The following is a 22893-nucleotide window of genomic DNA, read 5'->3' as shown; positions in this document are numbered from 1 at the left end:
GCGGGCGAGGCTACGTGGGATGTGGTCACCATGGACGGACTTCGGAGGAACCGTCCGCGCGGCTTGGTGACTCGCGGGTAACATAGCCGCATGAAGCGTGAGATCTACGACGAGGACCACGAGGCCTTCCGCGCCTCGGTGAAGCAGTTCCTGGACCGCGAGGTCACCCCGCACCTCGAGACGTACGCCGCCGGCCACGGGCTCGACCGCGACTTCTGGGTCGCCGCGGGCAAGCAGGGCTTCCTCGGCCTCGAGATCCCGGAGGAGCACGGCGGCTCCGAGGCCGGCGACTACCGCTTCAACGCCGTCCTCACCGAGGAGCTCGCCAAGGTCAACATGACCCTGCCGAGCTGCGTCGGGATCCACGCCGACATCACGGTGCCCTACCTGGTGCACCTGACCAACGACGAGCAGAAGGCCCGCTGGCTCCCCCAGTGCGCGACCGGCGAGATCGTCACCGCGATCGGCATGACCGAGCCCGGCGGCGGCTCCGACCTCGCCAACCTCAAGACCACCGCGGTGCGCGACGGCGACGACTGGATCATCAACGGCTCCAAGACCTTCATCACCAACGGCGGCTCGGCCGACCTCGTGCTGGTGGCGGCGCGCACCAGCCCGGAGAAGAAGGCCAAGGGCATCTCCCTCTTCGCCGTCGACACCTCGCTGGAGGGCTTCAGCGTCGGCCGGGTGCTCGACAAGGTCGGCCAGGACGAGTCCGACACCGCCGAGCTCGCCTTCGAGAACGTCCGCGTCAGCAACGACGACCTGGTCGGCCCGCTCGACACCGGCTTCATCTCGATGATGCAGTTCCTGCCGCAGGAGCGGCTCGGCTCGGCCATCACCAACCTGGCCCACGCCAAGCAGATCCTCGAGGAGACGGTCCAGTACGCCAAGGACCGCCAGGCGTTCGGTCAGCCCATCGGCACCTTCCAGAACACCCAGTTCCTGCTGGCCGACCTCGTCACCCGCGTCGACGTGACCCAGGCCTTCGTCGACCAGTGCGTGGTCGCGCACACGAAGAAGGAGCTCACCCCGGTCGACGCCGCGAAGGCGAAGTGGTGGACCTCGCAGGTCCAGAACGACGTCCTCGACCACTGCGTCCAGGTCCACGGCGGCTACGGCTACATGAACGAGTACCGCGTGGCCCGCGCCTGGCGCGACGCCCGCGTCACCAAGATCTGGGCCGGCTCCAACGAGATCATGAAGATGCTGATCGGGCGCGACCTGGGCCTGTGAGGCGACCGCCACCGGGAGAGGCTGGTGCCATGACTCGGATGTTCGTGGCGGCGGTGCTGCCGCCGGAGGCCGCCGAGGACCTCGAGGAGTTCCTCGCTCCCCGCCGGGAGTCGGCGGCCTTCCGCTGGTCCGACCCCGCGCAGTGGCACCTGACGCTGGCCTTCGCCGCCGAGGTGCCGGACCGCAGCCTCGACGACCTCGACGACCGGATCACCCGCGCCGCCGCGAAACGGCACGCCTTCACGTTGCGGGTCGCCGGCGGCGGCGCGTTCCCGCACCCCGACCGGGCGCGGGTGCTCTTCGGCCGCCTCGAGGCCGACGAGACGGCGACCACCGAGCTCGACCGGCTGGCCACGGGGTGCCGCGCCGCGCTGTCCCGCGCGGGCGTGCGCGTCGACGGGCAGCGGTTCCACCCGCACCTCACCCTCGGCCGCCTCGGCCACCCCGACAACGTCACGTCGTGGGTCCGCCTGCTCGACGCCTACCGCGGGCCCGAGTGGGTGGTCGACGAGGTCGCGCTCGTGGCTTCCCACCTCGGCGAGGGCCCGCGCCGCCGTCCCCGCCACGAGCTGGTGGCGACGTACCCCCTGACCCGACCGGGCACTTCCTCCCCGTCCTGATGACCGACCGGGCACTTCCTCCCCGTCCTGCGGAACGAAGTGCCCGGTCACCGTGCGTGACGGGGAGGAAGTGCCCGGTGAGCAGAGGCTGGCCTTCGTTGCGAGGCGCCGTCGCGCGGAGAAGGATCACTACGTGAGCATCGAGATCGGGACGGACGAGGACCCGCAGCACTTCCACGACGACCTGGGCGACCACGTCGGCACCCGGCTGAACTGGCTGCGTGCGGCGGTGCTCGGCGCCAACGACGGCATCGTGTCCACGGCCGGTGTCGTGATGGGTGTCGCCGGCGCGACCGACGACAGCGGCGCGATCGTGATCGCCGGCATCGCCGCCCTCACCGCCGGAGCGCTCAGCATGGGCGCCGGCGAGTACGTCTCGGTCAGCACGCAGCGCGACTCGGAGAAGTCGCTGCTCCACCTCGAGTCCGTCGAGCTCGAGCGGATGCCCAAGACGGAGGAGGGCGAGCTGGCGAAGATGTACGAGGACAAGGGCCTCACCCCCGCCACCGCCAAGCTGGTGGCCCGCGAGCTCACCGAGCACGACGCGCTGCGGGCCCACGCCGACATCGAGTTCGGCATCGACCCCGACAACCTCACCAACCCGTGGCACGCGGCATGGGCCTCGATGCTCGCCTTCACCGTCGGCGCACTGCTGCCGCTGCTGATCGTGGCCTTCGTGCCCGACGGCGTGCGGGTGCTCGTCACCGTGCTCAGCGTGGCCCTCGCCCTGGCGCTGACCGGGTTCGTGAGCGCGCGCATCGGCTACAGCCCGCGGGTCCCGGCGATGATCCGCAACGTGTCCGGCGGCCTGCTCGCGATGGGGGTCACCTACCTGATCGGCATGCTCGCGGGTACCCAGCTCTGAGCAGGGTCAGCCCCGCCGGGAGCGCCACGTGTCCACCAGCTCCAGGCACCAGTCGAGGTGTCGTCCGGGGTGGCCCGCCAGGCAGCTCGCGGTGACCAGGCCGTACGCCGCCCGGTAGAGGACCAGCACGTCCGGGTCGTAGCCGAACCGGCGGGTGGTCAGGCTGTCCAGCGCGGCCATCGCCTCGGCCGCGCGCGGGCCGAACATGTCCTGCAGCGCCGCCGCCACCGCGGCGTCGAAGGCGGGGTCGCCGACGGTCGAGACGTAGCCGAAGTCGAGCAGCCCGACCGGGCGGTCGTCCTCGAGCAGCACGTGGACCGGTCCGAGGTCGCCGTGGACCAGGCGCGGCGGGACCGGCGCCAGTGCCTCCAGCGCGGCGGCGAGCTCCTCGGCGACACCGGCGGCCAGGTCAACGAGCGGCGCGCGGCGCCGGCACAGCGCCCCCAGCGAGACGCCGAACGGCACGTCGGGGTCGAACGGGGCCTCGCCGTCCGGCACCGGCAGCACGGCGAGGTCGGGCACGGCCGGCACGTCGGCCAGCACCGCGAGCACCTCCAGCACCGGACCGGGCGTGGCCGGTGCGGTCTCGCTTCCGCGCAGCCGGCGGTGGACCGTGACCACGAGTCCGTCGACCTCGTCGACGTCGAGGATGCGCGGCACCGCGAGTCGTGCGCCGACGGCGTCGAGGCCGGCCTCCACGGCGTCGTAGAAGGTGCGGAGCCGGTCGACCTCCTCGCGCGGCCGACGGTCCCAGACCTTGACCACGCGATGGTCGTCGAGCGCGGCGACGACACCCTCCATGCCGCGGCCGACCTCGTGCGTGACCGGCAGGCCGGCCGCCCGCAGCCGGGCGAGCTGGTCGACGCTCACCGGACGACGTGGACCGATACGCCGGCCGCGCCGGGCAGCGTCAGCACGCCGTCGGTGACCTCGGCGGCGGCCCCGACGAGGGTGGCCAGGACGGGACCGGGGCCGAGCGCGTGCAGCGGCAGCTCGAGCGGCGCGGCAGGGCGGCGTACGGCGTGGACGAGCACCGTCTCGTCAGGGTGCTCGCGGAGGAAGGTCATCGAGTCGACGCCCGCGTCGAGCCAGCGCAGCCCGCCACGACGCAGCGCGACATGCTCCCGACGCAGCTCGATCCACGCCCGGTAGGCCTCGAAGGTCGGCCGGTCCCAGGTCTCCGGCTCGTCCCAGGGGTAGGGCGTGCGCGCGTGCTCGCCGTCGACGGCCGTCAGTCCGAGCTCGTCGCCCATGAAGACCACCGGCACGCCCGGCATCGTCATCTGCAGCCCCAGACCGACCAGGTGCAGGTCGCGTCCCCGGCCGGCACCGTCGACGCCGCCGTCGGTCCCGCCGCCGGTGACGGTGCGGAAGCGCGGCGTGTCGTGGGAGTCGAGGTGCATGGTCGAGCCCTGCCACGACGTCCACGGCATCGCCCCGTGGACCTCGCGCATCGTGGCGACCGCGGCGCTCGCCGGCAGCACCGGGACGTCCACCGGGAGGCCGAGGTAGTCCAGCCCGTGGGGCAGCCCCTCGCCGCCGGGAGCACCACCGTTGAGCCAGCACCAGACCGGGCGCGTGAATCCGGCGTAGTCCATGGTGCCGTGCCAGCCCGGTCCGGTGAGGTCGGCCGTCGCGTCGTGGCCGTGCTCGGCGAGCAGCCACGCGTCGGGGGCCACCTCGTCGATGGTGTCGCGGATCGCCCGGGCCACGTCGTGGGCGAGGTCGTCGCCGCCGATCCGCCCGGTCATGTTGGCCACGTCGACGCGCCAGCCGTCGAGGCCGTGGCGCAGCCAGTGCGCGACGACCGACTCGGGACCGGCGTAGAGCCGGCGGGCCATCTCGGTCGAGGAGTGGTCGAGCTTGGGGAGGCTGGGGATGTCGAGCCAGGCGGCGTAGCCCTCGGGGTACTGCTCCCCGAAGCGGTAGAACGCCCGCTCGGGCGAGTCGGGGTCGACCAGCGCGCGCAGGAACCAGTCGTGGTGCTCGCCGGTGTGGTTGGTGGTGAGGTCGCCGACGAGCCGGAGGCCGCCCTCGTGCACCGCCTTCGCCAGTCGCTCCAGCGCCTCGTCGCCGCCGAGCAGCGGGTCGACGCGGTCGAACGAGACGGCGTCGTAGCGGTGCGTGGACCAGGCCTCGAACACCGGGGTGAGGTAGAGCAGGGTCGCGCCCAGCTCGTGGAGCTGGTCGAGGTGGTCCGCGACGCCGTCGAGGGTGCCGCCGTACCACTGGAAGGGCACGTCCGGTCCCTTGTGCACCACCGGCTGGTCCCACGCGCAGGGGATGGCCCAGTCCGGCACCGGCGCACCCGTCTCCGTCCGCCCGAAGCGGTCGGGGAAGACCTGGTAGCCGACCTGGTCGGCGACCCAGTCCGGCAGCCGGTGGTCGGTGCTGATGCGGAAGTCGCTGCCGTCGAAGACGTCGCGGGCGTGCACCCCGGTCGCGGTGAGCCAGCGGAAGTCGTCCGGCCCGCGGGAGACGAGGAAGCGGTACGACGTGAGCCGGTTGACCAGCCGCAGGCGCACCTCCCACCACGTGCCCGCGGCGTCCCCGGAGGCCTGGCTGGCCTGGCTCACCGCGGGCTCGCCGTCGCGCACGGCGCGCAGCACGACGCGGGTGGCACCGGGCGAGCCGTCCTCGCGGTGGGGCACGCGGACCCGGAGGGTCACCTCCTCGCCGAGGACCGGGGCACCGTCGACGTACGTCGCCGAGCCGTCGTGGTGCGGGTCGAGCGGGTGTGGCGCTGGTGCCATCCGTGGCTCAGCCCTTCACGCCGCCGGCGGTGATGCCGCCGACGATGAACTTCTGGAGGTAGAGGAACAGGAGGACCACGGGGATCGCGGTGAGGATCGAGCCGGCCGCGAAGACGCCGAGGTTGTTGGACCGGTCGGCGTCGATGAGGCCGTAGAGGCCGGTGGCCAGGGTCTTGTTGCCCTCGTCGCGCAGGAAGATCGACGCCATCAGGAACTCCGCGATCGTGCCCACGAACACCAGCAGGCCGCACACGGCGAGGATCGGTCGCACCAGCGGCAGGATGATCCGGAAGAACACCTGCACGTGGCTCGCGCCGTCGATCATCGCGGCCTCGTCGAGCGAGAGCGGGATCGAGTCGAAGAAGCCCTTGATCAGCCACACCTGGCCGAGGGAGCCTCCGCACATCATCAGGATGTAGCCCGCCAGCGAGTCGAGGCCGATGGCCGGGATGACCTCGCCGATCTCGGTGAACATCAGGTAGAGCGCGACCGCGGCGAGGAACTGCGGGAACATCTGGATCAGCAGCAGCGCCAGCAGGCCGCCGCGACGCCCCTTGAAGCGGAACCGGCTGAAGGCATAGGCCGCGAGCGCGCTGAAGAGCAGCTGCACGAAGACGACGCAGATGCACACGATGATGCTGTTGCGTGCCCACGTGCCGAACGGCTGCTCGTCGAGCAGCTTGCTGAAGTTGGTCGTGCTGAAGGTCTGCGGGATCAGCGTCGAGGTCACCACGTTGCCGAGCGGGTTGAGCGACGCCGAGACGAGGTAGGACACCGGGAAGAGGGCCCACACGACGGCGATGACGCCGACCAGGTGGCGCCAGCCGATCTCGCGGAACCAGCGGCCCGGCCCCATCTTGACCTTGGGGGCGGGGTCGCGCCGGCGGCCCCGGCCCGACCCGCTGGTGGCGGGTGGCTCGTCGACGACGGTGGTGCCCGGCGGGGGGCCCTGGACCTGGGTCATGTCAGTTCACATCCTCGAGCGAGCGGGTGGCGCGGAACTGCAGGGCGGCGATGACGCCCGTGACGACGAAGAGCACGACGGAGACCGCGGAGGCGAAGCCGATCTGCACGCCTCCGGCGCCGAACGCCAGGCGGTAGGTGTAGCTGATCAGGATGTCGGTGCCGCCCGCGGTGGGGTTGTCCGGGCTGAACGGGCCACCGCCCGTGAGCAGGTAGATGGCACCGAAGTTGTTGAAGTTGAAGGCGAACGTCGCGACCAGCAGGGGCGCCACCGTCACCAGGAGGAGCGGGAAGGTGATCCGGCGGAACCCGGCGAAGCCGCCGGCACCGTCGAGGGTGGCCGCCTCCTTGAGGTCCTCCGGGATCGCCTGCAGCGCTCCGGTGGCGACCAGGAACATGTAGGGGAAGCCCATCCAGAGGTTGGTGATGAGCACCGCGATCTTGGCGGTCGTGGCCCCGCCGAACCAGTTGACGTCGAGACCGGTGAGGTCGTTGATGAGGCCGAAGTCGCGGTTGTAGAAGCTCGACCACAGCAGGAGCGAGATGAAGCCCGGGATCGCGTAGGGGAGGATCAGCAGCGCCCGGTAGACCTTCTGCCCCCGCACCCGCGTGTCGTTCAGGGTGATCGCGAAGAGCAGTCCCAGCAGGAAGGTGCCGACGACCGAGATGGTGGCGAAGACGAAGGTCCACGCGAAGATCCCGAGGAAGCTGCTGCTGATCCGGCTGTCGGTGAAGATCTTGTCGTAGTTGCGGGTGCCGACGTTGGCCGTCCAGGACTGGTCCGAGATCCGCTTGCCCGCGTCGTCGACGAAGTACTCGCGGTCGCCCTGCTGCTCGACGCGGTAGACGGTGTCGCTGGCCGTGTCGGTGATCGTGTCGTCGCCCTCGTCGTAGACCAGGGTGGGTGCGCCCTCGAAGGCCTCGCTGGTGCCGTCGCGGACGATGAAGCTGCCGCTCTCGGTGGGGATCGCGATCTCGTCGAGCGCGTCGGAGGCCGCGCTGATCTGCTTGATGTCGAGGATCGTGTAGCCGTCGACGGCGCTCACCCGCCCGTTGTCGAGCGTAACCCCGCCGGGGTCCTCCTCGAGCCCGTCGGCGGTGCCCTCGTAGACGGTCTCGGGGTCGTCCTGCGGCACCAGGAAGTAGGTGAACGGACCGGACGAGGTGCTGCCGTCGGTGGCGATCGTCAGGTTGTACTGCGGGGAGTCGTCGGCGCGGGTGACCGACGCCCCGACGATCTGGTCGACGGTCGTCTGCTTGTCGTTGCGGGTGCCGTCGCCGTAGTTGGTGAACGAGGTCTTGGCGGTGAGCGCGATCGGGTAGACCACGAAGAGCGCGAGCATCAGCGTGCCCGGCACGAGGTACTTGGCGGGCAGCGCCCGGCCGGTGGCGTACGTCGCCACGAGGATCGCGGTGATCACCCAGATCCCGGCGAGGAAGAACCACGACTCCTCGCCGACGAGCGCCGGCGTGATGGCTATCGCGGTGCCGATGACGACGCCGAGGAAGAGCACCTTCACGAGCAGCGCAGGGATGTCGTCGCGTCCGGGCCGGGTCAGGCCCCGCCGGCCTCCGGGCGCGGGCTCCGTGGTGGTGCGGGTGTCATGCGGGTCCGCCATGTCAGTTCCCCTTCAGGGTCCGAGCGGGGGCAGGGGTGGAGCGGGTCGTCCGGGTCGAGCAGCGTCCGGTGGGCGGCTGGGCCGCCCACCGGACGTGCGTCGCGCGCGATCAGCCGGCGTCGGCGATCGCCTTGTTGATGGTGTTGCCGGCGGACTTGATCGTGGCGACCGGGTCCTTGCCGCTGACGATGGCGGAGTACGCCTTGCCCAGCGGCTCCCACACAGAGGCCATGGCGGGGATGGCGGGCATCGGGGCGGCGGCATTGGCAGCCTCGGTGAACACCGACAGGTCGGGGTCGTCGACCTGGTCCTGCACGGCGGTCATCGCGGGCGGCAGCTGGGTGCCCTCGAAGAGCGTCGTCATGGCCTCTTCGCTGTTGACGCCGTTGTTGACGAACTCCTGTGCGATGTCCTGGTTCTTGCCGTTGGCGGCGACCATGAACGCCTGCGCGCCCATGAACGGGGCCGCGTCCTCCTGGCCGGAGAAGCCGGGCACGGGCTGGATGGCGTAGTCGAAGCCGGCCTCCTTCACGTCAGCGAGCGCCCAGGGACCGGAGACCAGGAAGGCCGCCTTGCCGCTGGTGAACAGGGCGATCGAGTTGTCACCGCTGATCGAGGTGCGCAGCACCTTGTCCTTGGCGAGCTTGGAGATCTCCTGGGCGGCCTTGATCGAGCCCTCCTTGCCGATGCCGACGTCCTGCGCGTCGTAGCCGGTGGCGTCGTCGTAGGCGAAGATGTAGCCGCCGTAGGACGTGAGGATCGGCTCCATGTGGTAGGCGTCGCCGAGCTCGCCGACCGGCAGGTTGAGGGCCGAGTCGACCTTGCCCGACTTCACCGCGGCCTGGCCGGCGGCGATCGCGTCGTCCATGCTGGCCGGCTCGTCGGGCGCCACCTCGGTGTTGCGGTAGAGCGCGAGCGCCTCGATGCCGTAGGGCACGCCGTAGAGCTTGCCGTCGTACGTCGTGGCCTGGACGGCCTTCTCGGAGTAGCCCGAGAGCTCGTCGGGGGTCAGGTTGAGCGGCTCGATCGCGCCGTTCTGCACGAGGTTGCCGATCCAGTCGTGGGCGCCGACCACCACGTCGGGGCCGTTGCCGGCCGCGTCCGCGGTGACGAAGTTGCCCTGGAGGTCCTCGGAGATCGCCTGGACCTTGACCGTGATGCCGTTGTCCTCGCCGAAGGAGTCGGCGACCTCCTTCACGGCGTCGATCTTGAGCGAGTCGGTCCAGACGAGCAGGTCGGCGTCGCCGCCGCCGCCGCCGGACTCGGCGCTGGGGGACGTGCTGCTGTCGTCGGAGGAGCCGCTGCTCTCCGAGCCTGAGTCCCCGCCACCGCAGGCGGTGGTCAGGGCGAGCACCATCACCGCCATCGGGCCGAGGGTGCGGGCGAATCTGCGCATCTGAGGGTCCTCCCCAAGAGGTAGGCCGGTGTGAGGGACGCCACACCGTAGCAGCGGCTTTGCAGCGTTGAAAAGGTGCTGCAACTTTTTTCATTTGGCCCTAGCGCGAGCGACTCACATCACTAGTCTGTCCACCGTGAGGGTCAGGCTGAGCGAGATCGCTGAGCGCTCGGGGGTGAGCATCAGCACGGTGAGTCGCGTGCTGAACGAACGTCCCGGCGTCAGCCCCCAGGCACGTCGCCAGGTGCTCACCGCCATCGACGTGCTGGGCTACGACCGGCCCGTGCGGCTGCGTCCCCGCGCCGGCGGACTGGTGGGCCTGGTGCTGCCGGAGCTGGAGAACCCCTTCTTCCCCCGGCTGGCGCACCACCTCGAGCTCAGCCTCTCGCGGCTCGGACTCTCGCCGGTCCTCTGCAGCCAGACCCTCGGCGGCGTCCACGAGGACGACTACGTCGCGATCCTGCTCGAGCACTCGGTCACCGGGATCATCTTCGTCTCCGGCGTCCACGCCCTCGTCGACAGCGACCCGGCCCGCTACCAGCGGCTGATGGACCTCGGCCTGCCGATCGTGCTGGTCAACGGCGCGCTGGCCGGCCTCGACGCACCGAGCGTGTCCACCGACGACGTCGCCGCGGTCGAGCTCGCCGTGCAGCACCTCGAGCACATGGGCCACCGGCGCATCGGCGCCGCCCTCGGCCAGATGCGCTACCTGCCCGCGCAGCGCAAGCGGCAGGCCTTCATCGAGGCCGTCACCGCGCGCGGGCTCGTCCCCGACGACCTCGACGCGGCCGACCTCGTCGAGACGACGACGTACAGCGTGCCGGGCGGGCAGCAGGCGGCCGAGCGGCTCATCGACCGCGGCGTCACGGGCATCGTCTGCGGGTCCGACGTGATGGCGCTGGGCGTCATCCGCGCCGCACGTGGGCGCGGCCTGCGGGTCCCCGAGGACCTGTCGGTGGTCGGCAGCGACGACAGCCAGATGATGGAGTTCGCCGACCCCCCGCTGACCACCGTGCGCCAGCCCGCCGAGGCGCTGGCGCAGGCGGCCAGCCAGGAGATCGCCGAGCAGATCGCCGGCACCGCCCCCCACGTCGGCGAGGTGCTCTACCGGCCCGAGCTGGTGGTGCGCGGCTCGACGGCGAGTGCTCCGACGCCCTCGACCGACGCGGTCAGCCCAGGGCAGCGACGATCTCGTTGACCTTGTCCTTGGCGTCACCGAAGAGCATCTGGGTGTTGTCCTTGAAGAACAGCGGGTTCTGCACGCCGGCGTAGCCGGTGGCCATCGAGCGCTTGAAGACGATGACCTCCTTCGCCCTCCAGACCTCGAGCACCGGCATGCCGGCGATCGGTGAGCCGGGCTCCTCGAGCGCCGCCGGGTTGACGGTGTCGTTGGCGCCGATCACGAGGACGACGTCGGTGTCCGGGAGGTCGTCGTTGATCTCGTCCATCTCGAGCACGATGTCGTAGGGCACCTTCGCCTCGGCCAGCAGCACGTTCATGTGGCCGGGCAGGCGGCCGGCGACGGGGTGGATGCCGAAGCGGACCTCGACGCCCTTCTCGCGCAGCTTCTTGGTCATCTCGGCGACGGGGTACTGCGCCTGGGCGACGGCCATGCCGTAGCCGGGCGTGATCACCACCGTGGACGCGTGGGCGAGCAGGTCGGCGACGTCGTCGGCCTGGATCTCGCGGTGCTCGCCGTAGTCGCGGTCCTCCGCGGGACCGCCGTCCGAGCCGAAGCCACCGGCGATGACGCTCACGAAGGAGCGGTTCATCGCCTTGCACATGATGTAGCTGAGGATCGCACCGGAGGAACCCACCAGGGCGCCGGTGACGATGAGCAGGTTGTTGCTCAACATGAAGCCCGCCGCCGCCGCGGCCCACCCGGAGTAGCTGTTGAGCATCGAGACGACGACCGGCATGTCGCCGCCGCCGATGGCCGCGACCAGGTGGAAGCCGAGCAGCAGTGCGAGCGCGGTCATGACGGCCAGCGGGGCGATGGCCGGCCAGCCGTCGGCCACCATGAACCACACCATGAGCAGCGCCGATGCGACCAGGATGCCGAGGTTCAGCAAGTGGCGTCCCGGCAGCATCATCGGCGCGGACCTCATCCGCGCGCTCAGCTTGAGGTTGGCCACGATCGAGCCGGTGAAGGTCACCGCGCCGATGAAGACGCCGACGAAGATCTCGCCTGCGTGCACCGAGTCGGTCACGATGCCGTGGACCGAGGCGGTCTCGATATAGGTGTTGTAGCCGACGAGCACAGCGGCGAGGCCGACGAAGCTGTGCATCATCGCGATGAGCTCGGGCATCCCGGTCATCTCCACGCGTTGCGCCAGCCGGATGCCGATGGTGGCGCCGATTCCCATCGTCACGACGATGATCAGCAGGCCGACCCAGACGTTGAACGAGTCGTAGGAGCCGTCGGTGAGCTGGCGCAGCACCAGCAGCAGTGTCGAGACCAGCGCCAGCGCCATCCCGGCCATGCCGAAGGCGTTGCCGCGGCGGGCAGTCTCGTGCTTGCTCAGGCCGGCGAGCGCGAGGATGAACAGGAGGGCCGACAGGATGTAGGCCCCCGTCACGAACGAGACCACGGCTCAGTCCTTCTGGAACATGTTGAGCATCCGCCGGGTGACGAGGAAGCCACCGAAGACGTTGATGCTGGCGAACAGGATGGCCACGCCCGCGATCACCTGCACCGCGACGTCGTCGAGCGGCGCCTGGAGGATCGCGCCGACCACGATGATCCCGCTGATCGCGTTGGTGACGCTCATCAGCGGGGTGTGCAGCGCGTGGTGGACGTTGCCGATGACGTAGAAGCCGATGACGACGGCGAGCACGAAGACGGTGAGGCTCGGCAGGAAGTACGCCGGCGCGGCGGTCGCGAGGGCCAGGAAGACCACGGCCGCCAGCCCGGCGGCGTACAACCGGCGCCTCGGGTCCGGCGGCGGGGGCGGTTCCTTCGCGACCACGGCGGCGGCGGGCGCCGCCGGTGCGGCGGACACCTGGACGGGCGGCGGCGGCCAGAGGGTCTCGCCCTCCCGCGTGACGGTGATGCCGCGCTGGATCACGTCGTCCATGTCGAGGGTCAGCTGCCCGTCCTTCTCGGGGGTGAGCAGCTTGAGGAGGTTGACGATGTTGGTGCCGTAGAGCTGGCTGGTCTGGGCGGCGAGGCGGCCGGCGAGGTCGGTGTAGCCGAGGACCGTGACCCCGTTGGCGGTGACGACGCGCTCGTCCTGCACCGTCGCCGCCACGTTGCCGCCGTTGGCGGCCGCCATGTCGACGACGACCGAGCCGGGCCGCATCGCGGCGACCGTCTCGGCGGTCACCAGCTGCGGGGCCGGGCGGCCCGGGATCAGCGCGGTGGTGATGACGATGTCGGCGGCGCGCGCCTCCTCGTCGTACATCGCCGCGGTGGCGGCCTCCTGCTCGGCGGTCATCTCCTTGGCGTAGCCGTCGGAGGAGACCTCCTGCTCCATGTCGACGGTGACGAACTCCGCGCCCATCGACTCGACCTGCTCGGCCACCTCGGGACGTACGTCGAAGGCGCGCACGACCGCGCCCAGCGAGCCCGCCGCACCGATCGCGGCGAGGCCAGCGACGCCCGCGCCGACGACGAAGACGCGCGCCGGCGGGACCTTGCCTGCCGCGGTCACCTGGCCGGTGAAGAGCCGGCCGAACTCGTGGGCGGCCTCGATCACGGCGCGGTAGCCGGCGACGTTGGCCATGCTCGAGAGGACGTCCATCGACTGGGCGCGCGAGATGCGGGGCACCGCGTCCATCGCCAGGCCGGTGACGCCCGCGGCGGCGAGCCGCTCGACCAGCTCGGGGGTCCGGGCCGGGGCCATCAGGCTGATGACCGTGGCTCCGCGACGGAGCCGGGCGACCTCGTCGTCGGTGGGTGCGTTGACCTTCACCACGACGTCGCTGCCCCACACGTCCTCGGCGGAGCCCACCTGCACGCCGGCGTCGAGGAAGGCGTCGTCGGGCTGGTCGGCGGCCACTCCGGCACCTGCCTCGACCACGACGTCGTACCCGAGCGCGGCGAGCTGGGACGCCGTCTTCGCCGTGGCGGCGACGAGGGTCTCGCCTGGTCGGGACTCGCGCGGGATGCCGATGCGCACTGGTGCCTCCTGGGTGGGCCGGGTGTGTGGACAGGACCTGGACGGCGTGCGGGCCGGGCACAACGTACCGAAAGCAGGCCCCCCGGCGCCGGTGTCTCAGGTGGCGCGCGTCACACGCGGGGCGGGACCACCTCGAGGCGCTCGAGCAGGAAGAGCAGTGCCTCGGCGAACGGGCCTGCCGGTCAGGACCGGAACGCCGGCGCCAGCTCGAGGTCGACCTCGCCCCACCGCCGGACCAGCTCGGCGTGCAGGTCCGCGGCCATGGCGGCCAGCGCGGGCAGGGTGTCCGTCGCTGCCACCGCGGCCAGGCGGTGCAGCACGAAGGCCCGCCGGGTCGGGCCGCGGGCGCTGCGGTCCCGGTCGTCACTCTCCAGCGCACCTGCCAGGAACCAGCCCGGGGTCATCGCCTGCCAGCCCAGGGTGGCGAGGTCGAGGTCGGCGTCGAAGCCTGGACGGACGGCGACCGGGCCGGCGGCGGCGCGGTAGCGGTGGACGGCCCGCGCGGCGACGTCCTCGGGGACGAGCCAGGCGCACCAGCAGCTCGGCCAGGGGGCGCGCAGGTAGGCGACGTCCCACGCCCGGTGGCGCAGCTCGGCGTGCTCGAAGTCGATCAGCACGAGGCCGTCGGCCGTGAGGACGTTGTTGTCGGGGCAGGTGTCCGCCGGCGAGAGCACCTCGTCGCGTACGTCGCCGAGACGGGCCGGAAGCGCCCGCAGCTCCGCGAGCCCGTCGGGGTGCGGTGGCAGGTCGAGGTCGGCCAGCGCGACGGCGTAACTCTCCGCGGCGCCGGCGAAGTCGCCCGCCAGCGACCGCGGCTCCAGCCCGGGGCCCCGCTCGGCCAGCCGCTCCACGAACGCATCGCCGACGTCGGGCGTGCCCGCCGCGTGCAGGTGCGCCAGCGCGACGGCCCAGCGGAGCAGCGCCTCCTCGGCCACCTGCGGGTCGTCCCCGAGCAGCACGTCGGCGACGCTCCCGTGCCCCGCGACGTGGGACATCACCACGAGCGGTGGCTCGTCCGCCTCGGCCAGCAGCGTCGGCGTGCCCGCGGCGCCGGCGAGCGCGTGCAGCGCGGCCCGCTCGCGGGCACCGCCCGTCGGGTCGCCGGCCGGGTAGCGCTTCATCACATGGTCGACACCGCCCGCGGTCGCGCGGCTCGCGCCCCCACGTCCGCCGGCGAGCGGGACGACCACGTCCCACTCGTCGAGGCCCATCGCCCGTGCGGAAGCCGCCGCCACCGTCTCGTCCCCGTGCTCCGTCATGGGCACCACCCTGCCGTGCTACGGGTGGTCGGGCGCGCGGCCCCCAGGTCGAGTGCCCGCGCGGTAGTAGTCGCCGCGGGGTGGCGCACTCGACCCGGGTCAGTCGACGAGGACCACGTGGAGGGTGCGGGGTCCGTGGACGCCCTCGACCCGGTCGAGCTCGATGTCGCTGGTGGCCGAGGGACCGCTGATCCAGGTGGTCGGGCGGGCGGGGTCGAGGAGGCCGACCGCGTCGGGCACGTCGGCGACGACCTGACCCGCGTCGACGATGCAGACGTGCACGTCGGGGACCAGGCTGATGATCCTGCGGCCCTGGCCCGGCCCGTGGTCGAGCACGATCGTGCCGGTCTCGGCGATCCCCACGGCGGCCCGGGTCACCACCGCGTCGATCGCGTCGAGCTCGGCTGCGGTGAGACCGTCGTCGACGACCGCTCCGGGGACGTCGAGGTCGAGCCCGGGAGGTACGACGACGCGCGCCGCCCCGAGCACCTCGGCGACCACCGACGCCAGGTCGCCCGGCGCGCAGCGGGTCACCTCGGCCCGGTAGTCCTCGACCCGCTCGGCGAAGAGCGCCACCAGGTCGCCCCGGTCGGGGGCGCGGGGGGCCGGAGGTACGGCCTCGGCGGGCGACACGCTGTCGAGGGCGGTGCGGACACGCCGGAGGATGTCGTCGCGCGCGCTCACTTCTGGCCCCCATCGGTGCGGTCCCACCACGCGCGGAAGGACTCCTCGGGCGGGGCGGGCAGGTCGCGGGCGCCGGTCCACGCGGCCCCGGGCCCGGGCAGGCGGCCGGCTGCGGTCCTGCCTCCGGGCAGCGACGTACGGGAGAAGCGGCCGAGGACCCGTCCGGCCAGGCCGGAGGCCTGCTCGGCCCGAGCGAGGCGCTTCGCGGACGAGAAGGTCCATGCGGCGGCCTTCATCGCCACCGCCTCTGGCTTGGGAACCCGGTCGCCGCGGTGGGAGTCGACGACGGCCGCGCGCTGGTCGACCAGCACCGACGGGATGTCGATCCGCACCGGGCAGACCTCGAAGCAGGCGCCGCACAGCGAGGACGCGTACGGCAGTGACGCGGTCTGCTCGTCGGAGACCCCGCGGAGCAGCGGGTTGAGGATCGCGCCGATCGGGCCGGGGTAGACCGAGCCGTAGGCGTGGCCACCGACGCGCTCGTAGACGGGGCAGACGTTGAGGCACGCCGAGCACCGGATGCAGCGGAGCGCCTGGCGGCCGACCTCGTCGGCGAGGGCGTTCGTGCGGCCGTTGTCGAGGAGGACGACGTGCACCTCCTGCGGGCCGTCGCCGGGCGTCACGCCGGACCAGGTGGAGGTGTAGGGGTTCATCCGCTCGCCGGTCGACGAGCGCGGCAGCAGCCGCAGCATCGGGTCGAGGTCGGACCAGGTCGCGACGACCTTCTCGATGCCGACCACGCTGACCAGCACGTCGGGCAGGGTCAGGCACATCCGGCCGTTGCCCTCGGACTCGACCACGACGAGCGTGCCGGTGTCGGCGACGGCGAAGTTGGCGCCGCTGACGCCGACCTTCGCGCGCAGGAACTTCTCGCGCAGGTGCTCGCGGGCGGCACCCGCGAGGACGGCCGGCTCGTCGGTCAGGTCGTCGGGCGCGGGCCGGCCGACCGCCGCCATCCGGCGGCGGAAGATCTCGCGCACCTCGGCCCGGTTGCGGTGGATCGCGGGCACGAGGATGTGGGACGGCAGGTCCTCGCCGAGCTGGACGATGAGCTCGGCCAGGTCGGTCTCCCACGCGGCGATGCCCTCGGCCTCCAGTGCCTCGTTGAGCCCGATCTCCTGGGTGGCCATCGACTTCACCTTCACGACCTCGTCGGCGCCGTGCCGCTTCGCGACGGCGGCCACGATCGCGCAGGCCTCGTCGGCGTCGCGCGCCCAGTGGACGGTCGCACCGGCCCGGGTGAGCGAGGCCTCCAGGGTCTCGAGGTGGGTGGCGAGGTCGCGCAGCGCCGCCTCCTTCACCCCGGCACCGGCGAGCCGGAGCTCCTCCCAGTCCTCGACCTCGGCGACGACGCGGGCGCGCTTGTCGCGGATCGTCTGGGTGGCGTGGGCGAGGTTGCGGCGCAGCTGGGTGTCGCCGAGCGCCTGGCGCGCGGCGGTCGGGAAGACTGGCATGCCGACGAAGGTGCCGCTCACGGGAGCGACTCCGCCCGCTTGCCGACCGCGGGCCCGGTGGACTCACCCTCGGTGTCCTCCGTCGCGGCGAGGACCTCGGCCAGGTGCATGACCCGTACGCCGGCCCGCTGGCGCGACAGCACGCCACCGATGTGCATCAGGCAGGAGTTGTCGCCGGCGACCAGCACCTCGGCGCCGGTGTCGCGGACGTGGCGGGCCTTGTCGGCCCCCATCGCGACCGACGTGTCGGCGTTCTTGACGGCGAAGGTGCCGCCGAAGCCGCAGCACTCGCCGGCACGGGGCAGCTCGACCAGCTCGATGCCGCGGACCGCCTCCAGCAGCTGCCGCGGCCGGTCGCCGACGCCGAGCATCCGCAGGCTGTGGCAGGTCGGGTGGTAGGTGACCCGGTGCGGGAAGTAGGCGCCGACGTCGGTCACCCCGAGCACGTCGACGAGGAGCTCGGTGAGTTCGTACGTCCGGGGCGCGGTCTCCGCGACCGCGGCGACGAGGGCCGGGTCGCCGGAGCGCTCGGCGACGATGGAGTGCTGGTGGCGGGCCGACCCGGCGCACGAGCCGGACGGCGTGACGATGGCGTCGTAGCCCGCGAACGCGTCGACGAAGGTCCGCACGACCGGCACCGCCTCGTCGAGGTAGCCGGTGTTGACCATCGGCTGGCCGCAGCAGGTCTGCGCCTGCGGGAAGTCCACGTCGACCCCGAGCCGCCTCAGCAGCCGGACGACCGCCTTGCCCGTCTCGGGGAACATGGCGTCGTTGACGCAGGTGATCTGGAGGGCGACCTTCATCCCGTCGCATCCTGCCACGCACGGGTGCGGGGCTCGTGCCGCCGCAGGTCCTGGGTCCGGGCCACCAGCGCGCGCAGCTCGTCGAGGCCGCCGGAGACCGCGCCGGCCGCGCGGCCCTGCACCAGCACGTTGCCGAGGGCGGTCGCCTCCACCGGCCCGGCGACGACCGGCAGGCCGGTGCGGTCGGCGAGGGCCTGGCAGAGGAGGGTGTTCTGGCTGCCACCTCCCACCACATGGACCTGGTGCACGGTCCGTCCGGCCAGGGTCGCGGCGGTCGCGAGGGCGTCGGCGTACGCCGCGGCGAGGCTCTCCACGATGCTCCGGACGAGGCGGGCGTCGTCGGTCGGCGCCGCGACGTCGTGCTCGGTGCACCACGCCGCGATCCGGCCGGGCATGTCGCCGGGCGGCACGAAGCGCGGGTCCTGCACGTCGAAGACCGGCACCGGCCCGGTGACGTCGGCGGCCGCGGCGAGCAGCGGGCCGAGGTCGTCGCGACCCCGTGCGCGCAGGGTCTCACTGAGCAGCCAGGTGCCCATCACGTTGGTGAGGAAGCGGATCGTGCCGTCGACGCCGCCCTCGTGGGTGAAGTTGGCGACCCGCGCGGCCTCGGTCAGGACCGGCGCGTCGAGCTCGAGGCCGACGAGTCCCCACGTGCCGAGCGAGACGTACGCCGCCTCCTCCCCCGCCATCGGTACGCCGACCACGGCCGAGGCCGTGTCGTGCGACCCGACGGCCACGACGGGCAGCCCCGCCGCACCGACGGCGGCCCCGACCTCCGGCAGCAGGGTGCCGATCGTCGTGCCGGGGTCGACGAGGTCGGCGAACAGACCGCGCGGCAGTCCGAGGCCGGTGATGAGCTCTTCGTCCCACTCCCCGGTGCGGACGTCGAGCAGGCCGGTGGTCGAGGCGTTGGTCCGCTCGGCCACCTCGCTGCCGGTGAGCCAGCAGGCGAGCAGGTCGGGCACCAGCAGCAGCCGGTCGGCCTCGGCCAGCCGCTCGTCGGCGGCCAGCTGGTAGACGGTGTTGAACGGGAGGTACTGCAGACCGGTGCGCGCATAGAGATCGGCCCGGGGCACCCGGTCGTGCACGCGTCGCGGGCCGACCTCGCCACGGCGCTCGTCGCGGTAGTGGAACGGCTCCGCGAGCAGGCGGCCGTCGCGCAGCAGGCCGTAGTCCACGGCCCACGAGTCGATGCCGACGCTGGCCAGGCCGCCGGGCGCGGCGGCGGCCGCGGCCCGCAGACCGGCGAGCGCGTGCCGGTGCAGCGCGGAGACGTCCCAGTGCAGCCCGTCGGCAGCGGTCACCGGACCATTGGTGAAGCGGGCCGCCGCGGCCAGCCGCAGCCGGTCGGGACCGACCTCGCCCAGCATCACCCGGCCGCTCGACGCCCCGAGGTCGACGGCCGCGACGTGGACGGGTTTCGAGGCTCGCTGCGCTCGCACCTCAACCACCGAGAAAGGGCGTCACCGGAGGAAGGCCGCGGCCACGCCGGCGTCGACGGGCACGTGCAGACCGGTGGTGTGGCTGAGCTGGTCGGAGCAGAGCACGAACACGGCGTTGGCGATGTTGTCCGGCAGCACCTCGCGCTTGAGCAGGGTGCGCTGCGCGTAGAACTTGCCGAGATCCTTCTCCTCCACCCCGTAGACCGCGGCGCGGGACGCACCCCAGCCGCCGGCGAAGATGCCGGAGCCCTGGACGACGCCGTCCGGGTTCACGCCGTTGACCTTGATGCCGTGCTCCCCGAGCTCGGCCGCGAGCAGCCGCACCTGGTGGGCCTGGTCGGCCTTCGCGGCGCCGTAGGCCACGTTGTTGGGGCCGGCGAAGATCGAGTTCTTCGAGGAGATGTAGACGATGTCGCCGCCGATGCCCTGCTCGATCATCGCCTTCGCCGCGGCCTTCGCAACCAGGAACGAGCCCTTGGCCATCACGTCGTGCTGCAGGTCCCAGTCCTTCTCGGTCGTCTCGAGCAGCGAGCGCGACAGCGAGAGGCCGGCGTTGTTGACGACGAGGTCGACACCGCCGAAGGCGAGCACGGTCGCGTCGACGGCCGCCTGCACGGCGGCGGCGTCCGACACGTCGACCTGCACGCCGACTGCGACGTCGGTCGAGCCGATCTCTGCCGCCGCCGCCTGCGCCTTGTCGAGCGACAGGTCGGCGATGACCACGCACGCGCCCTCGGCGGCGAGCTTCCTCGCCGTTGCCAGGCCGATGCCGGACGCGGCGCCGGTGACCAGCGCGACCCGGGTGGCCAGCGGCTTGGGCTTCGGCATCCGCTGGAGCTTGGCCTCCTCCAGCGCCCAGTACTCGATCCGGAACTTCTCCGCCTCGTCGATGGGCGCGTACGTCGACAGGCCCTCCGCGCCGCGCATCACGTTGATCGCGTTGACGTAGAACTCGCCGGCGACGCGGGCGGTCTGCTTGTCCTTGCCATAGCTGAACATGCCGATGCCCGGCACCAGGATCACCAACGGGTCGGCGCCCCGCATCGCGGGCGAGCCCTTCACCTTGTTGCGGTCGTAGTACGCCGCGTAGTCGGCGCGGTAGGCCTCGTGCAGCTCGGCGACCCGGGCGCGCACCTTCTCCAGCGGCGCGTCGGGGGCGAGGTCGAGCACCATCGGCTTGACCTTGGTGCGCAGGAAGTGGTCGGGGCACGAGGTGCCCAGCTCGGCGAGGCGCGGGTGGTTCTTCGAGGCGAGGAAGTCGAGGACGACCTTGTCGTCGGTGAAGTGCCCGACCATCGGGCGATCGGCCGACGCGACGCCGCGCAGCAGTGGGGCGAGCTCCGCAGCGCGGGCGCGCCGCTTGGCGGGGGACAGCGGCTCCCACTTCTTCACCCGCGCGCCGAACGGCAGCTTCTTCGAGTGCTGCTTGATGTAGCGCTCGGCGGTCCGGATGATCCAGAGCGAGTTCTTGCGGGTCTGCTCGCTGGTGTCGCCCCAGGCGGTGATGCCGTGGCCGCCGAGGATGCAGCCGATCGCCTTCGGGTTCGCCTCCTTGATGGCGGCGATGTCCAGGCCGAGCTGGAAGCCGGGCCGGCGCCACGGCACCCACACGACCTTGTCGCCGAAGACCTCCTTGGTCAGCTGCTCACCGTCGGCGGCCGTCGCGATCGCGATGCCCGAGTCGGGGTGCAGGTGGTCGACGTGCGCGGCGTCGACGAGGCCGTGCATCGCGGTGTCGATCGACGGCGCAGCCCCGCCCTTGCCGTGCAGGCAGTAGTCGAACGCCGCGACCATCTCGTCCTCGCGGTCGACGCCGGGGTAGACGTCGACGAGCGCGCGCATCCGGTCCAGCCGCAGCACGGCGAGGCCGGCGGGGGTCAGGGTGCCGAGGTCGCCGCCGGAGCCCTTCACCCACAGCAGCTCGACGTCCTCGCCGGTGACCGGGTCGGTCTCGGTGCCCTTGGCGGAGGTGTTGCCGCCGGCGTAGTTGGTGTTCTTCGGGTCGGCGCCCAACGAGTTCGAGCGCGCGACGAGCTCGGCAACGGTCGGGTTCAGGTCACTCACGGGGGTTCCTTCGGTGGTGGATCGGTAGGGGGTCAGTTCCAGCCGGCCTGCGAGCCGCCCACGCGGTCGGCCTCGATCTGCTGCTGGTAGCCGGACTCGAGGTAGGCGCGCATCGGGTCGGCCGGGAGGCCGCGCTCCTCGCGCCACGCGGCCAGGTCGCGGCGTACGTCGGTGTAGAAGGCGTCCATGAAGACCTCGTTGGCGAGCAGCACGTCGCCAGCGGTGCGCGCCTTGTCGAGGGCGTCGGTATCGAGGAGCAGCGCGCGGGCGGTCATCTCCTGGACGTTGAGCACCGAGCGGATCTGGCCCGGCACCTTGGCCTCGATGTTGTGGCACTGGTCGAGCATCAGCGCGACGTCGGAGCCGGGGCCGAAGCCGCCGCCGCGGATCACCTCGACGAGGATCCGGAACAGCTGGAACGGGTCGGCGGCGCCGACGATCAGGTCGTCGTCGGCGTAGAAGCGGCTGTTGAAGTCGAAGGAGCCGAGCTTCCCGAGCCGCAGCAACTGGGCGACGATGAACTCGATGTTGGTGCCCGGCGCGTGGTGGCCGGTGTCGAGGCACACCATCGCCTTGTCGCCGAGGGCGGCCACGTGGGCGTACGACGTGCCCCAGTCCGGCACGTCGGTGTGGTAGAACGCCGGCTCGAAGAACTTGTACTCCAGCACCAGCCGCTGGTCGTCGCCGAGCCGGTCGTAGATCGTGCGCAGCCCCTCGGCCAGCCAGTCCTGGCGGGCCCGGATGTCGCCCTGGCCGGGGTAGTTCGTGCCGTCGGCGAGCCAGATCTTCAGGTCGCGCGAGCCGGTCGCGTCCATCACGTCGATGCAGTCGAGGTTGTGCTGCACGGCCTTGGCGCGGACGGCGGGGTCGGCGTGGGTGAGGCTGCCGAGCTTGTAGTCGTCGTCCTGGAAGGTGTTGGAGTTGATCGTGCCGAGCCGCACACCCAGGTCGGAGGCGTACGACGCCAGCGCGGCGTAGTCGTCGACGAGGTCCCACGGGATGTGCAGGGCGACGGTCGGCGCGAGCCCGGTGGAGCGGTGGACCGCGGCGGCGTCGGCGATCTTCTCCTGCACGGTGCGCGGGGTGCCGGCGGAGCCGAACACCTTGAAGCGGGTGCCGGAGTTGCCGTAGGCCCACGACGGCACCTCGATGGCGAGGTCGCCGAGCCGGTCGCTGATGTCGGAGAAGCTGGTCATCACTGGTCCTGAGCTGTCGGGGTGTCGGAGTGCTGGTCGGGGAGGGCGGCGAGCTGGTCCTCGAGGTGGAACACCTCGGCCAGCTGCCAGAAGCCCTGGTCGGGAGGGAGGTCGAGGTCCTCGAAGAACCCGGCCATCTCCGCCTGCCAGCGGGTGTTCACGTCGGTGCGGGCCATGCCCTCCTGCGCGGCGGCGAGGTCGTCGGTCTCGAGGTAGCCCACGAGCAGGCCGTCCTCGCGCAGGAAGAGGGAGTAGTTGTGCCAGCCGGTGTCGTGGAGGGCGCGGAGCATGTCGGGCCAGACCGCGGCGTGCCGCTCGACGTACTCCTCCATCCGGTCCGTGCGGACCTGGAGGGTGAAGCAGACGCGGTCCATCGCGGTCTCCTCGCTGGTGGCTGCTGCTGGGTGGTGGGTCCCGC

The 22893-nt window shown here is 72.0% G+C and carries 19 protein-coding genes; 4 read left to right on the top strand and 15 right to left on the bottom strand.

All coding sequences use genetic code 11. The annotated features are described in order from the left end of the window. The first annotated feature begins 90 nt into the window (after positions 1–90). The 3 genes from ACE3QY_RS01455 to ACE3QY_RS01445 all read left to right on the top strand — a co-directional run bounded on the left by ACE3QY_RS01455 (position 91) and on the right by ACE3QY_RS01445 (position 2721). The gene (locus tag ACE3QY_RS01455) at positions 91–1236 is read left to right on the top strand and encodes an acyl-CoA dehydrogenase family protein (RefSeq protein ID WP_374454225.1); all 1146 of its coding nucleotides are present in this window, start codon (positions 91–93) and stop codon (positions 1234–1236) included. A gap of 29 nt (positions 1237–1265) precedes the next feature. Beyond that, positions 1266–1856: an RNA 2',3'-cyclic phosphodiesterase gene (thpR, locus tag ACE3QY_RS01450; protein ID WP_374454224.1), complete on the top strand. Its 591-nt coding sequence runs from the start codon at positions 1266–1268 to the stop codon at positions 1854–1856. 133 nt (positions 1857–1989) lie between these two features. Beyond that, positions 1990–2721 carry a VIT family protein gene (locus ACE3QY_RS01445; RefSeq protein ID WP_374454223.1) on the top strand — a complete coding sequence of 244 codons (732 nt, stop codon included), beginning with the start codon at positions 1990–1992 and terminating at the stop codon, positions 2719–2721. 6 nt (positions 2722–2727) lie between these two features. Here ACE3QY_RS01445 and ACE3QY_RS01440 read toward each other — a convergent pair whose 3' ends face one another. The 5 genes from ACE3QY_RS01440 to ACE3QY_RS01420 all read right to left on the bottom strand — a co-directional run bounded on the left by ACE3QY_RS01440 (position 2728) and on the right by ACE3QY_RS01420 (position 9452). Next, the gene (locus ACE3QY_RS01440) at positions 2728–3591 is read right to left on the bottom strand and encodes a phosphotransferase (protein WP_374454222.1); all 864 of its coding nucleotides are present in this window, start codon (positions 3589–3591) and stop codon (positions 2728–2730) included. Then, positions 3588–5474, bottom strand: a complete 1887-nt coding sequence (locus ACE3QY_RS01435; protein ID WP_374454221.1) for a glycoside hydrolase family 13 protein — start codon at positions 5472–5474, stop codon at positions 3588–3590. The genes ACE3QY_RS01440 and ACE3QY_RS01435 overlap by 4 nt, the downstream gene beginning before the upstream one ends. A gap of 7 nt (positions 5475–5481) precedes the next feature. Beyond that, positions 5482–6438 carry a sugar ABC transporter permease gene (locus ACE3QY_RS01430; RefSeq protein WP_374454220.1) on the bottom strand — a complete coding sequence of 319 codons (957 nt, stop codon included), beginning with the start codon at positions 6436–6438 and terminating at the stop codon, positions 5482–5484. A 1-nt stretch (position 6439) separates the two neighbouring features. Then, positions 6440–8056 (bottom strand): ABC transporter permease subunit, encoded by a 1617-nt coding sequence (locus ACE3QY_RS01425; protein WP_374454219.1) that lies wholly within the window; start codon positions 8054–8056, stop codon positions 6440–6442. A 109-nt stretch (positions 8057–8165) separates the two neighbouring features. After that, complete coding sequence (locus ACE3QY_RS01420; RefSeq protein WP_374454218.1) at positions 8166–9452, bottom strand: extracellular solute-binding protein; 1287 nt, start codon at positions 9450–9452, stop codon at positions 8166–8168. Positions 9453–9588: 136 nt separating this feature from the next. On the opposite strand from ACE3QY_RS01420, the gene ACE3QY_RS01415 reads away from it, so the two are divergent. Further along, the gene (locus ACE3QY_RS01415) at positions 9589–10650 is read left to right on the top strand and encodes a LacI family DNA-binding transcriptional regulator (protein ID WP_374454217.1); all 1062 of its coding nucleotides are present in this window, start codon (positions 9589–9591) and stop codon (positions 10648–10650) included. Here the strand turns inward: ACE3QY_RS01415 and pntB are convergent. From pntB to ACE3QY_RS01365, 10 genes are all read right to left on the bottom strand, one after another. Next, complete coding sequence (gene pntB, locus ACE3QY_RS01410) at positions 10622–12043, bottom strand: Re/Si-specific NAD(P)(+) transhydrogenase subunit beta (RefSeq protein WP_374454216.1); 1422 nt, start codon at positions 12041–12043, stop codon at positions 10622–10624. The genes ACE3QY_RS01415 and pntB overlap by 29 nt on opposite strands. 3 nt (positions 12044–12046) lie before the next feature. Next, the gene (locus ACE3QY_RS01405) at positions 12047–13573 is read right to left on the bottom strand and encodes a Re/Si-specific NAD(P)(+) transhydrogenase subunit alpha (RefSeq protein ID WP_374454215.1); all 1527 of its coding nucleotides are present in this window, start codon (positions 13571–13573) and stop codon (positions 12047–12049) included. Positions 13574–13755: 182 nt separating this feature from the next. Further along, positions 13756–14832: a hypothetical protein gene (locus ACE3QY_RS01400; protein ID WP_374454214.1), complete on the bottom strand. Its 1077-nt coding sequence runs from the start codon at positions 14830–14832 to the stop codon at positions 13756–13758. A gap of 99 nt (positions 14833–14931) precedes the next feature. Further along, positions 14932–15516, bottom strand: coding sequence for a lactate utilization protein C (locus tag ACE3QY_RS01395; RefSeq protein WP_374454213.1), 585 nt, complete (start codon positions 15514–15516; stop codon positions 14932–14934). After that, on the bottom strand, positions 15513–16970 hold the full coding sequence (locus ACE3QY_RS01390) for a lactate utilization protein B (protein WP_374454212.1): 1458 nt from the start codon (positions 16968–16970) through the stop codon (positions 15513–15515). The genes ACE3QY_RS01395 and ACE3QY_RS01390 overlap by 4 nt, the downstream gene beginning before the upstream one ends. 17 nt (positions 16971–16987) lie before the next feature. Then, positions 16988–17773, bottom strand: a complete 786-nt coding sequence (locus ACE3QY_RS01385) for a (Fe-S)-binding protein (protein WP_374454211.1) — start codon at positions 17771–17773, stop codon at positions 16988–16990. Continuing rightward, positions 17770–19215 (bottom strand): rhamnulokinase family protein, encoded by a 1446-nt coding sequence (locus ACE3QY_RS01380; RefSeq protein ID WP_374454210.1) that lies wholly within the window; start codon positions 19213–19215, stop codon positions 17770–17772. Before ACE3QY_RS01380 ends, ACE3QY_RS01385 begins: the two co-directional genes overlap by 4 nt. A 21-nt stretch (positions 19216–19236) precedes the next feature. Next, positions 19237–21279, bottom strand: a complete 2043-nt coding sequence (locus ACE3QY_RS01375) for a bifunctional aldolase/short-chain dehydrogenase (RefSeq protein WP_374454209.1) — start codon at positions 21277–21279, stop codon at positions 19237–19239. 32 nt (positions 21280–21311) lie between these two features. Beyond that, positions 21312–22475, bottom strand: coding sequence for an L-rhamnose isomerase (rhaI, locus tag ACE3QY_RS01370; protein ID WP_374454208.1), 1164 nt, complete (start codon positions 22473–22475; stop codon positions 21312–21314). After that, a complete protein-coding gene (locus tag ACE3QY_RS01365) occupies positions 22475–22849 on the bottom strand; it encodes an L-rhamnose mutarotase (protein ID WP_374454207.1) in 375 nt (124 codons plus the stop codon). Before ACE3QY_RS01365 ends, rhaI begins: the two co-directional genes overlap by 1 nt. Positions 22850–22893: the final 44 nt, after the last annotated feature.

Origin of the sequence: Nocardioides sp. (assembly GCF_041913365.1) — a bacterium.
Lineage (GTDB): Bacteria > Actinomycetota > Actinomycetes > Propionibacteriales > Nocardioidaceae > Nocardioides.
The sequence above is the reverse complement of the archived record's forward strand: the minus strand, read 5'-3'. Positions and strand labels throughout refer to the sequence as shown.

What these genes read in the sequence shown, in the direction of transcription:
- ACE3QY_RS01390 (WP_374454212.1), bottom strand. Translation starts at nt 16,970, where the DNA reads ATGCCAGTCTTCCCGACCGCCGCGCGCCAGGCGCTCGGCGACACCCAG.
- ACE3QY_RS01385 (WP_374454211.1), bottom strand. Translation starts at nt 17,773, where the DNA reads ATGAAGGTCGCCCTCCAGATCACCTGCGTCAACGACGCCATGTTCCCC.
- ACE3QY_RS01400 (WP_374454214.1), bottom strand. Translation starts at nt 14,832, where the DNA reads ATGACGGAGCACGGGGACGAGACGGTGGCGGCGGCTTCCGCACGGGCG.
- ACE3QY_RS01420 (WP_374454218.1), bottom strand. Translation starts at nt 9,452, where the DNA reads ATGCGCAGATTCGCCCGCACCCTCGGCCCGATGGCGGTGATGGTGCTC.
- ACE3QY_RS01425 (WP_374454219.1), bottom strand. Translation starts at nt 8,056, where the DNA reads ATGGCGGACCCGCATGACACCCGCACCACCACGGAGCCCGCGCCCGGA.
- ACE3QY_RS01455 (WP_374454225.1), top strand. Translation starts at nt 91, where the DNA reads ATGAAGCGTGAGATCTACGACGAGGACCACGAGGCCTTCCGCGCCTCG.
- ACE3QY_RS01365 (WP_374454207.1), bottom strand. Translation starts at nt 22,849, where the DNA reads ATGGACCGCGTCTGCTTCACCCTCCAGGTCCGCACGGACCGGATGGAG.
- ACE3QY_RS01430 (WP_374454220.1), bottom strand. Translation starts at nt 6,438, where the DNA reads ATGACCCAGGTCCAGGGCCCCCCGCCGGGCACCACCGTCGTCGACGAG.
- ACE3QY_RS01435 (WP_374454221.1), bottom strand. Translation starts at nt 5,474, where the DNA reads ATGGCACCAGCGCCACACCCGCTCGACCCGCACCACGACGGCTCGGCG.
- rhaI (WP_374454208.1), bottom strand. Translation starts at nt 22,475, where the DNA reads ATGACCAGCTTCTCCGACATCAGCGACCGGCTCGGCGACCTCGCCATC.
- thpR (WP_374454224.1), top strand. Translation starts at nt 1,266, where the DNA reads ATGACTCGGATGTTCGTGGCGGCGGTGCTGCCGCCGGAGGCCGCCGAG.